The 16,209-nt window shown below is 45.8% G+C and carries 18 protein-coding genes; all 18 read right to left on the bottom strand.

The features are described 5' to 3' along the window. The 18 genes from DV740_RS03440 to DV740_RS03520 all read right to left on the bottom strand — a co-directional run bounded on the left by DV740_RS03440 (position 1) and on the right by DV740_RS03520 (position 16,164). On the bottom strand, positions 1-216 hold the full coding sequence (locus DV740_RS03440; RefSeq protein ID WP_069431167.1) for a tail protein X: 216 nt from the start codon (positions 214-216) through the stop codon (positions 1-3). Next, on the bottom strand, positions 209-3,856 hold the full coding sequence (locus tag DV740_RS03445) for a phage tail tape measure protein (RefSeq protein WP_117469247.1): 3,648 nt from the start codon (positions 3,854-3,856) through the stop codon (positions 209-211). The genes DV740_RS03440 and DV740_RS03445 overlap by 8 nt, the downstream gene beginning before the upstream one ends. Before the next feature lie 14 nt (positions 3,857-3,870). Further along, entirely contained in the window at positions 3,871-4,008 is a 138-nt protein-coding gene (locus tag DV740_RS14735) for a hypothetical protein (protein WP_154300133.1), read from the bottom strand. Between the two features lie 44 nt (positions 4,009-4,052). Continuing rightward, positions 4,053-4,475, bottom strand: a complete 423-nt coding sequence (locus tag DV740_RS03450; protein WP_055285881.1) for a phage tail assembly protein — start codon at positions 4,473-4,475, stop codon at positions 4,053-4,055. Between the two features lie 75 nt (positions 4,476-4,550). Continuing rightward, a complete protein-coding gene (locus DV740_RS03455; protein WP_117469246.1) occupies positions 4,551-5,069 on the bottom strand; it encodes a phage major tail tube protein in 519 nt (172 codons plus the stop codon). Positions 5,070-5,085: 16 nt separating this feature from the next. Further along, a complete protein-coding gene (locus DV740_RS03460) occupies positions 5,086-6,516 on the bottom strand; it encodes a phage tail sheath family protein (RefSeq protein WP_055285884.1) in 1,431 nt (476 codons plus the stop codon). Positions 6,517-6,519: 3 nt separating this feature from the next. After that, complete coding sequence (locus DV740_RS03465) at positions 6,520-6,900, bottom strand: hypothetical protein (protein ID WP_117469245.1); 381 nt, start codon at positions 6,898-6,900, stop codon at positions 6,520-6,522. Between the two features lie 16 nt (positions 6,901-6,916). Beyond that, positions 6,917-7,414 (bottom strand): hypothetical protein, encoded by a 498-nt coding sequence (locus DV740_RS03470; RefSeq protein WP_055285889.1) that lies wholly within the window; start codon positions 7,412-7,414, stop codon positions 6,917-6,919. A 3-nt stretch (positions 7,415-7,417) separates the two neighbouring features. Beyond that, entirely contained in the window at positions 7,418-7,984 is a 567-nt protein-coding gene (locus tag DV740_RS03475; RefSeq protein ID WP_117469244.1) for a phage tail protein, read from the bottom strand. After that, the gene (locus DV740_RS03480) at positions 7,981-8,259 is read right to left on the bottom strand and encodes a hypothetical protein (RefSeq protein WP_242878264.1); all 279 of its coding nucleotides are present in this window, start codon (positions 8,257-8,259) and stop codon (positions 7,981-7,983) included. The genes DV740_RS03475 and DV740_RS03480 overlap by 4 nt, the downstream gene beginning before the upstream one ends. A gap of 65 nt (positions 8,260-8,324) precedes the next feature. After that, positions 8,325-9,380 (bottom strand): major capsid protein, encoded by a 1,056-nt coding sequence (locus DV740_RS03485; RefSeq protein WP_117469243.1) that lies wholly within the window; start codon positions 9,378-9,380, stop codon positions 8,325-8,327. A gap of 16 nt (positions 9,381-9,396) precedes the next feature. After that, positions 9,397-9,732 carry a hypothetical protein gene (locus DV740_RS03490; RefSeq protein WP_117469242.1) on the bottom strand — a complete coding sequence of 112 codons (336 nt, stop codon included), beginning with the start codon at positions 9,730-9,732 and terminating at the stop codon, positions 9,397-9,399. Positions 9,733-9,746: 14 nt separating this feature from the next. Continuing rightward, positions 9,747-10,916, bottom strand: a complete 1,170-nt coding sequence (locus DV740_RS03495) for a head maturation protease, ClpP-related (protein ID WP_242994206.1) — start codon at positions 10,914-10,916, stop codon at positions 9,747-9,749. Continuing rightward, complete coding sequence (locus tag DV740_RS03500) at positions 10,858-12,492, bottom strand: phage portal protein (RefSeq protein WP_117469241.1); 1,635 nt, start codon at positions 12,490-12,492, stop codon at positions 10,858-10,860. Before DV740_RS03500 ends, DV740_RS03495 begins: the two co-directional genes overlap by 59 nt. Before the next feature lie 146 nt (positions 12,493-12,638). Continuing rightward, a complete protein-coding gene (locus DV740_RS03505; RefSeq protein ID WP_117469240.1) occupies positions 12,639-12,875 on the bottom strand; it encodes a DUF6148 family protein in 237 nt (78 codons plus the stop codon). Further along, a complete protein-coding gene (locus DV740_RS03510; RefSeq protein WP_117469239.1) occupies positions 12,876-14,705 on the bottom strand; it encodes a phage terminase large subunit family protein in 1,830 nt (609 codons plus the stop codon). It abuts the gene before it with no gap. Next, positions 14,686-15,177 (bottom strand): hypothetical protein, encoded by a 492-nt coding sequence (locus DV740_RS03515; RefSeq protein WP_055285907.1) that lies wholly within the window; start codon positions 15,175-15,177, stop codon positions 14,686-14,688. Before DV740_RS03515 ends, DV740_RS03510 begins: the two co-directional genes overlap by 20 nt. Positions 15,178-15,351: 174 nt before the next feature. Then, a complete protein-coding gene (locus tag DV740_RS03520; RefSeq protein WP_081338260.1) occupies positions 15,352-16,164 on the bottom strand; it encodes a phage terminase small subunit-related protein in 813 nt (270 codons plus the stop codon). Positions 16,165-16,209: the final 45 nt, after the last annotated feature.

Consider the following 16,209-nt stretch of genomic DNA (forward strand, 5'->3'; position numbering starts at 1 on the left):
CTACGTCAGCAGCCCCCTTTTCCACGGTGGCAGTTCCAAGTCTTCTTCGTCTTCCACTTCCGGGATTGTTAATACAACCCCGGCAGGGAAAACGTAGGTGCTGGCGTACTTGACATTGGCTTTCATCAGCTTATCTGTATGCAGGACGCTTCCCATTTGTTCAAATGCTATCTTGTCCCACATATCCCCAGATATGGTTGTGTAGCTTTTAGTCATATTTCTGCCGCTTCTCCTTGTCTTCTTTTTCGTCCAGCAGGTCTTCAACGTCACGCAGCAACTTTCTGTTGTTCTCTTCCAGTTTTGCGTCCAAGTCTTCCGGCTTGTCCCCGTTGATAACGATTGTCGGACTGTTGTTGATAGTTACATTGTTTGCACTTCCACCGCCGCTTCCTGCGCCCGCTGTTACCTCTGGCGCTGTGTTGTAGTTGTTCACCGTCTGCGGTGTTGTTGCGGTCTGTGCTGCTGTTGGCGCTACTGCTGCCGCTGTTGTGGCTGCCGTATTCTGTGCAGCCAGAATGTTTCTTGTCTGGTCTGCTGTAAACACCGTGCGCCCCGGTGCGTTCGTGATTAACTCTGGTCCCGCTTCACCAGCAATGAACGTGTCTGGTGTATTTTTGGAACCTTTCGCCAGCATAGGTATTTCAGATATGTTTATACCCTTTCCACCTACGCCCGGCACCCAGTCTGGCACTTTTACTTTGTTCAATCCACGTATAACCGTGTTGACCGCAGATATAATGCCGTTGATAACTCCCGTACACACTGACTTGATACCCTGCCAAATTCCAGAAAATATTTGCTTTATGCCCTCCCAAGCCTGCCGCCAGTTCCCGGAAAATACACCAGTTATGAAAGTGATAATTCCATTCAGTACGGTTGCAATTCCAGAAATTACACCGGAAATTGCTTGAACTCCGCTTTGTACGATAGACTGGATTGTTGGCATTACAAATTGTATTGCCGCTAAAATTCCTTGAATTATTGGTGAAACTATGTTCCAGATTGTCGTCAGTGCTGTTTGTATCGCAGGTAAAAGCGTTTGCAATACGTTTGTCACCACTGGCAAAATTGCTTGAATTGCTGCGGAAATTGCCGGAAGCACCGTGCTACAAATAAAGCTGAATAATTCTGAAATAATCGGCAAAACATAAGTTGAAATGAATGTGATTATTTCTGAAATAATCGGCATAAGACCAGCAATGAAACTTCCTATCACCGGAATAATTGCACCGATAAAATCAGCAATGCTTTGTATAATCTGCATAATGGTTGGGGCTGCCGCTTGAATAAAACTAACAATCCCCGGTATTACCTGTGTAACAATTACCTGCAATACCTGTTCTGCAACTGGCACAACGTATGTGGTTATAAAGCCCACAACCTCTGAAACTGCGTTCTTGACTGTTCCCAGCACATTTACGAACGTGTCAAAGACTGCTGCGCCTTTATCTCCGAACAACTCTTGTATCTTGTCACGGGCTGCACCTATGTTCCCATCAGAAAACACATTCTTTATGGTGTCGCCTACGTTGGTAATGACTGAAACGATCTTGTCAAAGACTGCCAGTGCTTCATCACCAAAAGTCCGCTGTATAAATCCCCTTATCTCTTCAAGATGGTTCTTTACAAGCTGTATTACTGTAATAATTGTTGTGATAACGCCCACAACTGGCAGTATCTTTCCTGCAATACCTCCAAGCGGTCCCAGTGCTGTTTTTGCAAGGTTTCCAATAGGACCCAGCACCGTTTTTACCGCATTTCCCAGCGGTGCAATCAGTGTTGTTGCCTTGCTAAATGCTCCGGTAATTCCCTTTGTTATGAAGCCGCCTACTTTTCCAAGTGGGCTGTTTGCAATCGCACTGCCTACCGTTCCAAGTATCGGACCCAGCTTGCCGCCAATTAGTGAAAATGGTTTCAGCATAAGTCCCAGCATTTTTGTCCCGGCTCCTGTCAATGCTCCGCTTGCTTTTCCTGCAATTCCTAAAAAGCCACTGACAATGGACTGCTTCACGCCGCCCATAAAGCCTGTTACTGCTCCAATAACTCTGTTGCCACTGAATATATTACCTATTGCAGAACCTACGCCACCCATAGCGCCTTTTACATTGCCAAAGTATGACAATATACCGCTTCCAGCTGTTTTCAGCTTTTCCGCAAAACTTACGCTTGTTGCTGCGTTTTCAATAAATCCGGCACGCAGTCCCACCAGCTTTTTTACCAGTGACAATATGCCGTCTTGCGCTGATAATGTAACCAGCTTTGTTGTCAACATTCCCACTTTCAATGCTGCCAGCCCCGCTGCTACCTTTAGGGCTGTTTGCACTAATTTTGGGTTTGCTGCTGCAAATTCTGAAACTTTAGTGACCACAACCGCCACTTTGTCTGCCAGATTTCCTACAATCGGCAGTAGATTTTGACCAAGAACAATGCCTAAGTTTGCAATACTGTTCTTTGCCTTTTCCATTTTGGCTTCTGTGGTGTCTTCCATTTTGGCAAATGCGCTGTCTGTTGCCCCAACGCTGTTTACCATGTCTTGTACGCTTGAATTGAAGCCGTCAACTCCGTTTGACAGAAGCGACATTGCCGCTTTTCCGGCTTCTGAACTGCTGAACATATCAGATAGGGCAAGACCGGACTTGTTAGCTTCTTCCTGTATACCTCCCAGAATTTCCCCAAGTGATTTACCACTTGCCATCAATTCTGCAAAGCTGCCGCCCATCTTCTGCCGCAATAGCTTGTCTGTCGTACTTCCAGACTTTGACAGCTCATTCAACATACTGTTCATGTATGTTGTCGTTTCTGCGGCTGCAATACCTTTGCTGGTCATTATTGCATATCCGGCGCATAACTGTTCCAGTGAAACATTGCTGGCGTTTGCAGTCGGTATGATTTTACCCATACTGCTTGCCAGTTCTCCTACTGTCACTTTACCTTTGTTCTGCGTCTGTACCAGCATATCTGATACCGTGCTTACTTTGTCCGCACTCATGCCGTATGCGTTCAATACGGTTGTTAATACGTCCAGCGTTTGCGAACTTTCCGCAAATCCGGCTTTTGCTAACTTCGTACTGTTTGTAACAAAGTTTACGGCGTCACCTGTCTTCTGTCCGGCAGATATAGCGTTGTACACATCATCAGCAATGGCATTGGCTGCAATTCCTGTCTTGTTTGACAGTTCCATTATCTGTTGTGACAATGTGCCCAGTGGGACTTCCTGCGTATCTGCAATGGTTCCCACCTTTGCTATTGCTTTTTCGTACTGCTGCGCTGCCTGCACGGGTCCTGCATACACTGCGGCGGCTACGGCACTAATTGCGCCAATAGTCCCCAGCAGTTGCCCTTTTGTCTTTGAAATGCTCTGTTCTACCTGCTGTTGCTTGTCATTCAATTTTTGCAACGTCTGCTGTGAAGTTTGCAGCTTTTCATAAGACTTTTGCAGTCTTCCGTTGGCTTCTTCCAGATTATCCGTATTTACTCCGGCTGCTTTCAGTTCGTCGGCGTAACTGTTTAATTGTTTTTCCTGTTCTTCAATTTTGGCAGTGGTCTGTTGTATCTGGTTTTCATTCTTTTCAAGCTTCTTCCGCAGTTCTTCTGTGGGTTCGCCTGTCTGCTGCAATTCCTGCTGTAATCGGTCATGCTCTGCGTTAAGCTGCGCCAGCCGTTCTTTGTTCTTATCAATAGCGGCAGACTGCTTTGTGTAGCCGTCAATCTTTGATTGCAGGGAATTGACATTTTTTAAGCTGTCCCGTAACTGGTTATTGGTGTTAATTGCGCTTTTGAATGTGCTGTTAAAATTGCCACCCAGCGACGCTTTCAGCTTAAAAAGCAGTTCAAATTCCTTTTGTGACCCTGCCAAGCTGTTTCACCTCCCTACGCATTGTTGCTGTTCTGTTTCTGCTCTTCCGCTTCTTCTTTTTCCACTTCATTTATGGTTTCAATCCATGCAAAAAGTCTGCGTATAGGCATTTGCAGCCAGAACGGGACGGGCGTATGTGAAGCCCTTGACATTTTGTATATCTGCTTTCTTATGAACTTTGCGGGTTCTTTAATTTTTAATAGCCCGCAGCAATTAAAAAATCCCTTGCTTTGTTCTTAATCTTCATGTAATCGCCTACCGGAAGACGTCTGATTTCATCAGAAGCAACCCCCGCAGCTTTTGCCGCAAGAATACACTGGAACGCAGAAGAAATTTCCGGCGAAAGTGCATATTTGTTCTGGTCTGCAAGTTCCTGTTCTACTGCTTCAATATCTTCACCAGTTAAATTGTCAAAATAGAAAGTTAATTTTGTATACTTCTTTCCCTCAATCTCTCTGGGCTTTTTGAATGTGTGTGTATAATTCAAACTGCCGTCTTCTTCCTTGTCTTTCTTCTTGTCGTCAAAATTGACCACGCCGCTTGCCTGTGCTTCCTGCATTTCCTTTTCCTGCTCTGTTACCTGCTCCATGTTTTCAGTTGTGTTTGTTGTATCTGACATTGTTTATTCCTCCATATCTTTGATTTTAGGCAGGAAAAAACCAGCGGTCTTCCCGCTGGCTCCTGCTGTCTTCTTTTACTTTCCTAATGCTTTTCTGACGTCCTTTAAGTAATCTTTGCCATTGATAATGCACACAAAGTTTAACGGGTCAATTTCCGTTACCTTTGAACCGTCCAGATACATTGCATAGTATGAAACGGCGTATTCGCCGCTTACATCAGCTGTTGAAGCTGCCGCAACTTTTCCAAGTGCCGTCTTCTTCGGCTTCACTTTCATGATATGCTTTACGCCGGACACTTCGTTTGCGCTTGTGCGCAGGTTCATTCTCTGCTGTGCAACTCGCAGGTCAATTCTGTGTACCCGTGGTTCCATCAGCTTGACTGCTGCTGCTGTGACAGTTCGGAAATTGAAAGTTGTTGACATTGCATTTAAGTGACCGATAATGATTTCTTCGATATTTCCCGCAATGCCTGCGCCACTCAACTCTTCCGTCATGTACTCCAAGTCTGGCAGTGTCACTTCTGTGGTTCCCAGATACTCTACTGCGTCTTCGTAAATCGCATAGTTAATAACTAATTCGTCAACTTTTGACATTCTGTTTCACCTCCTGTTATGCTGCCACCAGTGCTGCAAGATATGACAAGTCATATTCAAGTACAAAGTCCATTTTCTGCATTGGTGATGGCGGTGTCATATAAATGTGAAAACGCACAATTCCTGCTGCAAGCTGGCTTGTGCTGTTTTCGCTTTCGTTGAACTCCACACGTCCACCAATGATTTTTTCATCAGTTGCAAGGCTTGCCAGCCAATCATTGATTGACTGCACAACTGCGTCAATCAGACGTCTTTTAATTCCTCTGTCAATGTAGTTCCAGTATGTCAAAATAAGTGTCTTTGCAACCCACTTGAACATACGGTTGATGCAGTAGAAATAGTCCGTCACGTCTGTGTTGGCAGGATAACAAGCCGTATAATTTCCCCAGCTTACAAAGCCATTAAAGAAATTAAGTGCGGTCACAACGCCGTTTTCATTCAAGTAGTTTGCCTGCTGAATATCCATGACTACTTCCGAACCGTCCGCAGTAACCATTCTATCTGCCTGTATGCCCTTGTTTGAAGCACTTTCGCAAGGTGTACCGCCGCCGTACTCTTCCGCATTGTCTACGGCTGACATACTGGCTGCAAGCTGTGTTGAAAGATTGAAAACTCTATCTCCCAGCGCAACTTTAGGGAAGCAGACAACTTCTGTTCTTTTTGTGAAGTTTTTCTGTTTCTTCCATGCTGGCACTTCCGTGTAGTATGTCGCCCCGGTTTCTGCTGTGCAGTCAATGTCCAGAATTGCTTCACCCTCAAACAGTCCGTTGATATTCTCTGCTTTTGCAGACATTACAGCTGCAACCTCTGCGTCATGTGACCAATTCGGACACAAAATAAGGTCTGGAACCTTTGTATAAAGTGGAAATACATTGTTAATCAGTTCAAGTCCGGTTGTCTTGTGTGTGCTTACGCTGTAACCGCCGATAATATCACTTTTTGTGACCTGTGAAGCGTCCACGGCGTCATATTTCACGGTAAGTTTGCCCGTGGTTTCTTTTAAGAACTCCACAACGCAGTTTGTGTCGCTGTAAAATACTTCGTAATCTTCCCCGGCTGTCTTTCCTGTGATTTCCACACTGCCTGCGATTGCTTCCGCAGGTAATACAATCTGACCGTCTACAACGTCCATCTGTGTTTCATCAACTGTTTTCTTGTGTTTCTTAGGGTCAAGAACATTTACAAAGAATACCTGCGCAGAATTGAACAATGTAAACGCTGTATAAATCTCTTCACAAAGACTGTATTTCTTCCAGTCGTCGGAATATCCCAACGCCTGCACTGCTTCTTTGTAACTTGAAGCCATAATGACTTCATTTACTTTTCCGTTTACCATCTGCACGGGTGCTGTTCCAACCACAAAATGTACGCCAGTATCTACGGACACGGGCGTGATTGCGCCATTGCTTGTCTTGCTGGCGTTTACTCCATGTGATACGTCACTCATTTGTTATACCTCCTGTTCTGCGTATGCAAGGGCGGCAGCCTTTAAGTCTGAATAATACTTGTTGTATACATTCCCGGTTGTCTTCACCTTGTCTTTCTTGTCTGCCAGTTCGGAAATAGGAACCAGCATTTTTCTTACAAGTGGGAACTTTTCAAGAATGAAAGAAAGTTCTTCTTCAATCTCTTTGTCTGTTCCCTCAAAAATCTTGTTGCATGGCAGCATTGCTTTTGGCAGGTTCGGTCCAATGTAAATCAGCTTTACTGTTTCCGACTGCGTATTTGCCGTTTTTGCGGCTTTTTCTTCTGTTGTGGTATTTTCTACCGCCTGCACCTTTTCAGCGTCCTTTTCGGCTGCTGTGGCGCTTGCTGTGGTCGCTTTTGCCATTTCGTCTTCCTCCTGTCTATAAATTGTGCAAAATCTCTGCCACATCACGTTGCGTGACTGGCATACTCCAATTTGTCACCATTTCGCCCATGTAGTATGGCGGCGTGGTGTCTTGATATACGATATATTCCAGCGGCAGTTCCAAAGCAAATTGACCGCCGCCGATTGTCCCGGCTTTCTTCAATTCGCTGCGCACTCTCAAAATCAGATTGAGAAGTGCCAGCGGTCCGTCCTGCCCATCTTCTGAATACACCGCAAATATTATTCTTACTTTGCAGCTGTCTTCCTCTGGTTCGCCTGCTTTCTTGTCGTCCGTCCCTGTTAGGAACTTTAACAGAATGTATGGTACTTTCTGTTGTACGTCGTCTGCTTCCGGCAGCCCCATTTTATAAACTGCTGCTGCTCTTTCTTTTTCTTCATTGCTTCCCGTTCTGGTTCGCACTGGCAAAATAATGTCAGACGTTTTGGAACTAATGAATTTCTGCAATTCTTCCAACAAAAAAACTGGTGTCATGTTTTACCCTCCATAACCATTCAAAATCCTGTTCATTTCGTGTATAATTCTTTCGTTTACCAGTTCTTGTGCTTCCTTTTCCAGTCCGTCTATAATGTCTTCGTTTCCCACCATCTGCGCTGCTGATAGTCCCATTTTTTCTTCAATCGGAAAACGCTTACGCCCTGTCCTCTCAAATACTCCGGTATGACCATTTGTTTTCATTTCTGCAATGAAAGCGTCTTCAAATGGTGTCCCGCTGCCGCCTTTTTTGACTGCTGCCCGCACCTGCTTTCCGGTTCCGGGTTTCGTCGGTGTGACTTTGAATTTGTACAGCGGTATTTTTACGCCAGAAAATGAAACAAAGCCTGCAAGGTTTCCCGTGCTGGCTTTGGTTATATTTATTCTGGTTGCTTTCGTCAGTGCTGCGCCATTTACGGCATATACGGTTTTTACCTGCTTTATTGCCTGTGTCTTCACTCTGGAAATACCACGGTTCATAGCGCTGGCAAATACTCTTTCTGCACCTTTTGGAACGTCTGCCAGCAGGGTTCCCACTCTTTCTATTGCGTCAGATGTTATTTCAATCATTCTTCCAACATCTCCAATTCAAGAATTATTTCCCCGTCCTCGCAGTCTGCTTTTGAAATGTTATATAGATTGATTGCCCCGGCTTCGTCAATTTCAAGCTGGCGTCCTTTTTTGGGAACGCAACCAAAATCATATAATGACATATAGACCAGACAAGAAGCACGGTTTATGCCCTCTGCATTGTCCCCGTTTCCTCTCTGCCGTTCGTCGGCTGCCGTGTGGTCAATGATTATGGGCAAATAGTGTTTCTTGCCTTGATACCATATATCAGTCATAGTTGCCATTTCTCCGCAGTTGTGAAACACTTTCATGTCACTGGCAAGCTGTGCTTTGAAGTCCATTAGATAGGTGTTGCAACAAACCAGCTGTCTACATCATGCGGAACGCATAACGGTGCAGAAGACAGATTAAGGAAGCGGCGGGCAGGCTTGCGCTTTGTCCATGTGTCCGGTACATATTTACCCTCTACGGTCACAAAGTTGCCGTCTGGTTCCTTAATAAGTGTGATTGCTCCATAGTACATGGAATAATCGGCATTTGTGCTTAACAGTGCTAAACTGTTCGCAGGTACAAGCGGCTTGTCCTCCGGTGCGTCCGGGTTTGTCCAGTCGTCAAGATACCACTCATTGTACTTGTAAATATCAAGTCCCAGTTCGTGAATTGTGCCAATGTATGTGACGCCGTTCGGTAACTGTTTAGGCTGGATAACTGCAAGATTGAAGTTTTTCACATCAAGCATTTTCTGCACCTTTGGGTGATTTACAAACGCATTTGCAACGTCACTTCCCATTACGCAAATGTCGCAGTTCACAAAACCTTTCTTCTGTACTGTTTCGTGCCAGCGTTTAATGTCTGCGATAGGGTCGGAAGTGTCAGCAGTCCACTTGTTTTTTGCAACTGAAATAGTTTCTTTGTTTGTAAAAGAAAAATCAATTACTTCATTCACTCCGTCGCCAATGATAGGGATTGCACCAGTGAAGATTGTCTGTGCGCACATCAGTTCTTCGCGTCTTAAAATCTGCTCTCTTAACTCCTTGAAGTCATCTGCCATTTTAAGTACGGCACGTTCCGCAGGTGTTCTGCCAGAATAAAGACTTTCGCCCGGTCTTCTGATTAACAAATCATCAACGGTTGTCACTTTCTCCGGTGCAACTAAAGGCGGTGTATACGTCTTTGTCTGATAGCCAGTGTTTGGCACTACCTTTCCACCAACTAATCTGCTGACGAACGGTGCAACCTTTCTGCTGCCCTTTCTAAAGTCAACGTCAACGTCCTTTGTGGTGAATGTTTCTTCATGTCTGAAAAATGTACTTCTGAAAAAAGTACGCACGGGCGGTAACTTCTGAACCACTCTGCCCATTGTTCGTGGTTCGTAAATAGATACTTCATTTGCCATGATTGTTTTATCCTCCTTACTTCAAAAAGATTGATACTTTTCGCAGTGCTTCTTTGATTTTTGTCAAATCTGCGCTTGCTTCAAGGTTTAATGCGTCAGCGAAAAACTCACCCGTCAAATAATATGTGACTGGTTCGCCCTTGCCTGCTGCTGCCGCAGAAATTCCGATTGCGTTCGCTTCTTTTGTTGTAGCAACCGGAATGATTTTGTTTTCGTTCTCTGTGTCAACCATTACTGGTGCATACTCTTTGATTTCTGCGCCCGCAACTCCCGTTTCCGGTACTGTTGGGAAGTCGCCAGCAAAGAAATTTTTCGGTGCTGTTTCTCTCTTCTCTACTGCGTATTCACTCATTTTGCGCTACCTCCTTATTTTGTATCTGGAAACAACTTGTCAATAGCGGCATTGAACGGGTCTTTTCCGTCACCGCCTGCGTTGTCTTCCGGTGTTACGCCAGATACGCCGTTTGCCCCGCCGTCCTGTGCGTCCTGCTGGCGGTTCTGAATGTAAGTTCCGCCCGCTTTGTTCTGCTCTGCAATGATTTTCACCGCAAGTTCCTGTGCGGAAATAGGGTTTTCAAACTTTGCGTCTGTCGCAAGTGTTGCATAGTTACCGTTTGCCAAGTCTTCAATGCCTTTAATTCTGGCACGTTCTGTGGCTGCGGCTTCGTTCTGGATTGTCGCTACTAAATCCGGGTATGCGGCTTTTAGTGCGTCAACCGTTGTGATTTTGTTTTCTGGTGCTGCCATTTCTGGTTCCTCCTTTTCTTTTGGCTTGTTGATAGGTTCTGTTGCACTATTTACTAAACTACCCGGATTTTGATTGTGCGGGCTGTTTAATAACTGGGTTGGAATACTCTTGAACATGGAAACGTCAATGGGTACTGAATTAACCACAATTTTTGAAGAATTTTCAACAACTGTGCTGCTTTCTTCAAACATCAATTCGTCACAGAAGCCGTTTTCAACTGCTGTGTCACCCGTCCACCATGTTTCATTTGACATAAGCTGTTCTATGTCCTCTGTATTTCTGCCAGTCTTGCTGGCGTATGTGTTTACTATGCTTTGCTTAATCACTTTCAGTTCATCAGCCATCTTTAAGAAGTCTTCTGCTTTGAAAGTGTCCCAGACTGTCATTGCCGGGTCATGTATCATAAATACACCGTTTCTGGCAATCTTGATTGTGTCGCCAGCCATAGCAATGATTGTGGCTGCGGAAGCTGCCCAGCCATCAATTTTGACTGTCACTTTCGCTGAACAATCTTTCAGCCTTGTAAAAATTGCATTGGCTGCGAACACGTCGCCGCCGCCGCTGTTAATACGCACGATAATTTCCGGCACATCACCCAGCGCCGCAAGTTCTTGATTGAACTGTTGCGGTGTCACTCTGTCTTCCCACCATGACTGCTGACTGCTAATTGCTCCATATAAAAGTAGTTCTGGTGGCTTGTCGCCTGTTGCTGGAATAAAATTCCAGAATTTATTCGTCGTCACTCCGTATGGATTGCCCGGCGTCCTGTTGTCCTGCTGCTGGTTCATTCCCTGTGCCTGCTGCGGCTGCTGGGGATTTTGACTTGTTTGCATTGGCATTGGCAATTTTCTTCACCTCTCTTAACTCTTTTTCTTCGTGTTTCAGCTGTTCAATATTGTTGTAGTAGCTTGTACCCGTCATTTGCATTGTTTCGTCGCTTCGTGTGCTAAAGCCATTCTGCACCCGCTTTTCTGCGGCTGTTGCTTCTTTTACCGGGTCTAACATGCCCTTTGCAGGTCCGTTCCATTTCGCCCCGCAATATGCTTTTCTAATCACCGGGTCAGTAAAGAAGCCCGGTGCCTTGATACGTCCTTTTGCAACCGCTTCTGTCAACCACTCTTCATATACTGGCTGGCAAAAGTCTGTTGCTAACCAGTCCCGGTACATATTAAACATTTTCCACGCTTCTTCCAGTGCGCCTTTGCTGGCTGTGTAGCTGGAATTAAAGCGCTTCATAAGCAATTCATAAGGTATTTCAAGGCTTGCGCCTATCTGCTGGCATATAGCTTCCACAAAGCCGCCAAAATTGGCGTTTGGTCTGCCGGGGTTCATGTCGTGCGCCTTTTCGCCCTCGTTTAAGTCGATAACGGCACCCGGCGCAAGTTCAATGGTGGTTTCGTCCTCTGCGTCCACCTGCACTTCTTCCGGTATAATGCTTCCTATTGCGTCTTCGCTGCTTGCGTCTGCCTTTTCAATAAACACCGTGAACATACCGGACACAACCGCTGCCACCAGTTCGGCGTCCGTGTATCTTCCAAGCTGTTTCAGACTTTCAATGACCGGGGCAAGGAACGGAACACCCCTGCGCTGTCCTATTCGTTCACGGTTCATAAGGTGCAGCACGTTTCTTCTTCCGGTTGTTTTTCCGAACGCTTCCACCCTCTGCCAGCTAATATCTGCATAGGCGTAGGACAACGGGTGGTGGTCTGCTATGTGATACGCTACAACTTCCCCGGACTGGTCAACCTCTACACCTCCAACAATTTTGTTGTCTATTGTGTCGCAGTTATCCGGGCTGCAAAGCCTGTCTGCTTCTATCAGCTGCACACGCAGGTCATACGGCTGGTTTAGTCGTGGCTTGACCGGAAGCACTGCCAGACAGTCCCCAGAAATAAGCCAGTTCAAAAAAGCCAACTGCTGCAACTCATAAAAGTTGTCAATCCGTGCCATGTCGCAATCCGTACTTTCTGCCCAGATATTCCATTCACGTTCAATCTGCTTTTCAAGTGTTCTTCTTTCCTCTGGTGATACGCCCAGCAATTCTGCGTCAATGTTCGGCTTCAAACGTAGCCCACGCCCAACAATGTTTGTTCGCATGGTTTTGACAGCGCCATTTGCAATAGGCACGCCCATGTATAAATCACGGGTACGCTGCCGCAGTATCGAAACATTGTCTTCTATGTCTTCACGGCTGCTGCCGCCTGCATGAAGCCACCCCGCAAGTGATTTTTTCACTACGCTGGCACCATAATTGCTGTACCCGCTGTTCAAAATCTGCAATTTTTGTCTTGCCGCAGTACGTTTCAGTGCCGTTTGCGGCGCCACAACTGCTATTGCTTTGTCAATTCCCGCTGCAATTCCCACGTTTTCACCTCCTTTATTGCATGAAAAAAGCAGCTTTTCACGGCTGCTTTTCGTCTTTTCTTACTTTTCCACGCTATAATATTACCCCATTTTTGCAGGCAATGGGGGGAAATAAACCCCAAAAACGGGCAATCACGGGCAATTTTTTATAAATCCCGTGGTACAAATCGTTTTGCACGGTTCCTGCCGCCATATTTTGCCGCATTTTCAAGCGCAGCGACTTTCCCTTGCCAATATTCAATAGACTTTCTAATTTCGGTCAGATTGGCTTTTGTCATTGTCCTGCTGCCTATTGTATAAGACTGTGCGTTTGTCACTGCCAGTTCCGCTTCCAGCCATGCGTCAAGGTGTCTTTTTGCTGTTTCCAGTGTAATTCCTGCCATTTATAAAATTCCTCCACTTCTTCTTCTGCCACGTTTAATAATTTTCTTTGCTGTGGCTTCTTTCTTTTTGTCCGGTTTCTTCAATGGTACATTGATAATTTCAATGGCTGCCGTTGCGTAGTTCCGGCAGTCCAGCGCTTCATTTCGTTTGTGTTCGCCTTTGTCTTTCAGTTCCCATGCGAAATATGGTCTGCCCATCTTGTAACGCATTACCTTTTTTTCTGACGTTAAGCCCTTGAAATACTTTTCGTCATATCCTTTGCCCTCTTCTTTTGGGAAATGGCAAAAGCCGGGTCCCTCTTCCTCCAGCTTTAGTCTGTCCATAAGCAGGCTTTTTCCGGTATCAACTCCCAGTGTGAAAAGATATGCGCCCTCACGGTTGCTTTTTGACGGCTTCTGGATATACGCTGCGGCGCTATCGTTTGAACCTTTGATTGCAAATACTCTACGATTGAACCGGGCTTTGCAGAATTTATATACTTGATTGGTTCTGTGTCCTCCACTGTCAATACAGACGCATGACAGCTTCATTTTCGTTCCGTCTGGTTTTTCAAAGGTCTGCAATAAGAATGTGTCAAGGTCTTGCCAGACTTGATTGTTGATGTCTGAATTGTCGCCGTATATTGCCGCATACCTAATGCCCCAGCTTTCATATTCTGGACCCCAGCCCACAACTTCAATTTCAAATCTGTCGTCCTGCGTATCTACGCCAGCTGTCAAGTACAGCACATCTTCTGGCACTTCACACTTGTATTTCTCCCGGCGTTTCATCAGTTCGTCGTCTTCTATGGTTTCCCCGTCTTCTTCCCACGTTTGCCCCATTTCGGTATTAGTCCATACTTTCATCAGTTCCACGTTGCCTTTTTTCATCTGGTCATTTGCCGTCAGAAACTTTTCAACAACTTCTTGCCATGTGGTCAATGTGGAAGCAAGCGTGTTCAAGTGGAACCCACGCACGGGGTTGTCTGGGTCTTCATGCACAAAGGTTCCATCAATAAAGTGTTCTTTCCATTCTGCTTCACTTGATATGACGCCGCACTTGCTGCAAGCGTATCTGATTTCTGATAGGTCGTTTTTGTCGAACACAACATTTGACCAGACCAGCGGTTGCAGTTCTCCGCAGCACGGGCACGGTGCGTTCCATTCTCCCCGGCTGCTGTTTTCGTACTCCACTTCTATTCTGGAAGCCCCTTTGACTGTCGGTGTTGAAATGTCCACCTGCTTTTTATTCCAGAATGTAGTCTGACGCTTTGAAGCCAGTAAAAGTGGGTCGCCCTCTTTTCCTGCGCTGGCTGGGTATGCGTCTATCTCGTCTGCAAGCAATATTCTGATTGTGTGGCTTCGCAGTCCTGTTGGGCTGTTTGCGCCTGCAATCGTTATGAAGCCGCCCGGAAATATCTTTTGCATGATTGTGTTACCGCTGTTGCGGCTCTTCTCATTGATACGGTCAGCCAGTACGGGTGTATCACGCAGCATAGGTGACAACTTTTCTTTTGAAAACTTCTCTGCCATGTCTATTGTCGGCTGTATAACCATAATCGGTGACGGGTCATAATGCACATAATATCCAATAGGGTTCAACACCATTGCGTCTGTCTTTCCCACCTGCGCTGCTGACATAATCACGACTTTTTTTATTGTAATATCTGTTATGGCGTCCATAATCTCTTTTTGATACGGCGCCTTTGCCGTCTTCCAGCGTCCCGGCTCTGCGGAAGACCCGGCAGACAGTCTGCGGAACTTATCTGCCCACTGTGATAGTGTCATTTCCGGCGGTGGTTGCAGCACTTTAAAAATCCGTGTAAACATATCAACTGTGTTTTTCTTCATTGTCTACACCATACCCAAACACTGTCTGAAAGTCTGAAAGTTCTTCCAGCACTTCATCAATGGCGCTTTTCAGCAGCTTAAATATTTCTGTCTGGTCCTTTTTCTTTGATAAAATGGGGCTTAACTTTGCAGGTATAGCCATAAGCCTTGTTTTGAACCTAACAAGCGTGTCTGTCATTACCTGTTCCACGTCCTCTGTGGTGTGTACCTCATTTCTGCGCAGCTGCAATTCCAGTTCTTGTGCTTCTCTTTTTGCTCTGACCAGCTTTGCACGTTCTGCGTTGTAATCTATTGCGCTTTCACTTTCCGGGTTGTTTTTGCGCAAATAATTTATGTACTGGTGGTTTACGGTCTTCAAGTCGTACAGCCCCGGTCTGATTTCCGTTATAACCTTTTCGTCACGCAGCTGGCGCACTCTGCGTTCTGAAATATCCAGCCAAGCGGCAACCGCCTTTGAAGTGTACGCTTTCAAAAACCGCACCCCCTTTCTTTTGTGTCCGAATTGGTCACATTTTTTCTTTTTTTAGCCCCTACCCATTTGTTTTTTTACCGGGTCGGAAGCGGAAATGAAATTTTCAAAATTATATCTGGGCAGGTTTTGGGCGTCGCCGTACCCGCAGTGCTTCCAGACCGCCAGAAGAACCTATTAAACGTCGTCCACAACGTCTGTGATTTCGTCGTTTTCGGTGCTTCCGTCCGGGTCAATCTCAAATTCGCCCGTTAGCTTCTGTTTATTCAATTCAAGTTGCTTCTCTGCAAGCTGCAAGCGTCTGTCCTCCAACTCATACGCCTTGATACTATCCAGCTGCTTGATGATACGCCCGTGCAGCTTGTTTAGTTCGGCTTCCACTTTCATTGCCCGTTCAAATGGGCTGGACTTAATGACAGACTTCATGGCTGTTTTATATGTTTCTGTCTTGCTTCCCTCTGGGTCTGCGCACTGCTGGTGTTCCATGCCGCAGTCCTCTTCCTGCTGTCTTTCCTCCATGCTCTTTGGTACAATCATGTGTACTATTTTATCTGTGTAAAAGCCGCCTGCTTCTGGGCTTTCATACTCTTTCAATAGGCTTTCCAGATAGGCTTTGCGCAGATATAGCGCCTGCAATTCCTCCATCATTTGTGACATTGCGGACGGTGTGCCCATGTTCTGTATGGCTGCCGCCTGCTCCGGGTCTATGTCTTCATATCCCGCCTGCGCAAATGCCCCATGTGTTACGGCGTTTTTATTACCCTTTTTTGCTGGGGTTTTTCCGGCAGCATTTTTGTTGCCTTTTTGACCCCCTCTTTTTTTCGGCTTGTTTTTCAGTGCTTCGTCCCAGCTGTCTTCTGACTTCCATTTTCTTATCCGCACTTCTGGCACTCCTGCCAGCTTCGCCAGTTCCGCTGTTTCAATCTTGCCGTCTGCGTCCAGATAGCGTTGCATTGACTTGTCCCGTTCCGGGTTCCGTGGTCTTCCCATCTTCTCACCTCTTTTCGTTCGTTTTCATTCTTTCCAACTCTTCCA

The sequence above is a fragment of the Roseburia sp. AF02-12 genome, from assembly GCF_003461765.1.
GTDB lineage: Bacteria > Bacillota > Clostridia > Lachnospirales > Lachnospiraceae > Roseburia_C > Roseburia_C amylophila.

Excerpts from the sequence above, each read along its gene's own strand:
- DV740_RS03440 (WP_069431167.1), bottom strand. The coding sequence starts at position 216 with ATGACTAAAAGCTACACAACCATATCTGGGGATATGTGGGACAAGATA.
- DV740_RS14735 (WP_154300133.1), bottom strand. The coding sequence starts at position 4,008 with ATGTCAAGGGCTTCACATACGCCCGTCCCGTTCTGGCTGCAAATGCCT.
- DV740_RS03450 (WP_055285881.1), bottom strand. The coding sequence starts at position 4,475 with ATGTCAGATACAACAAACACAACTGAAAACATGGAGCAGGTAACAGAG.
- DV740_RS03455 (WP_117469246.1), bottom strand. The coding sequence starts at position 5,069 with ATGTCAAAAGTTGACGAATTAGTTATTAACTATGCGATTTACGAAGAC.
- DV740_RS03460 (WP_055285884.1), bottom strand. The coding sequence starts at position 6,516 with ATGAGTGACGTATCACATGGAGTAAACGCCAGCAAGACAAGCAATGGC.
- DV740_RS03465 (WP_117469245.1), bottom strand. The coding sequence starts at position 6,900 with ATGGCAAAAGCGACCACAGCAAGCGCCACAGCAGCCGAAAAGGACGCT.
- DV740_RS03470 (WP_055285889.1), bottom strand. The coding sequence starts at position 7,414 with ATGACACCAGTTTTTTTGTTGGAAGAATTGCAGAAATTCATTAGTTCC.
- DV740_RS03475 (WP_117469244.1), bottom strand. The coding sequence starts at position 7,984 with ATGATTGAAATAACATCTGACGCAATAGAAAGAGTGGGAACCCTGCTG.
- DV740_RS03480 (WP_242878264.1), bottom strand. The coding sequence starts at position 8,259 with ATGACTGATATATGGTATCAAGGCAAGAAACACTATTTGCCCATAATC.
- DV740_RS03485 (WP_117469243.1), bottom strand. The coding sequence starts at position 9,380 with ATGGCAAATGAAGTATCTATTTACGAACCACGAACAATGGGCAGAGTG.
- DV740_RS03490 (WP_117469242.1), bottom strand. The coding sequence starts at position 9,732 with ATGAGTGAATACGCAGTAGAGAAGAGAGAAACAGCACCGAAAAATTTC.
- DV740_RS03495 (WP_242994206.1), bottom strand. The coding sequence starts at position 10,916 with ATGAACCAGCAGCAGGACAACAGGACGCCGGGCAATCCATACGGAGTG.
- DV740_RS03505 (WP_117469240.1), bottom strand. The coding sequence starts at position 12,875 with ATGGCAGGAATTACACTGGAAACAGCAAAAAGACACCTTGACGCATGG.
- DV740_RS03510 (WP_117469239.1), bottom strand. The coding sequence starts at position 14,705 with ATGAAGAAAAACACAGTTGATATGTTTACACGGATTTTTAAAGTGCTG.
- DV740_RS03520 (WP_081338260.1), bottom strand. The coding sequence starts at position 16,164 with ATGGGAAGACCACGGAACCCGGAACGGGACAAGTCAATGCAACGCTAT.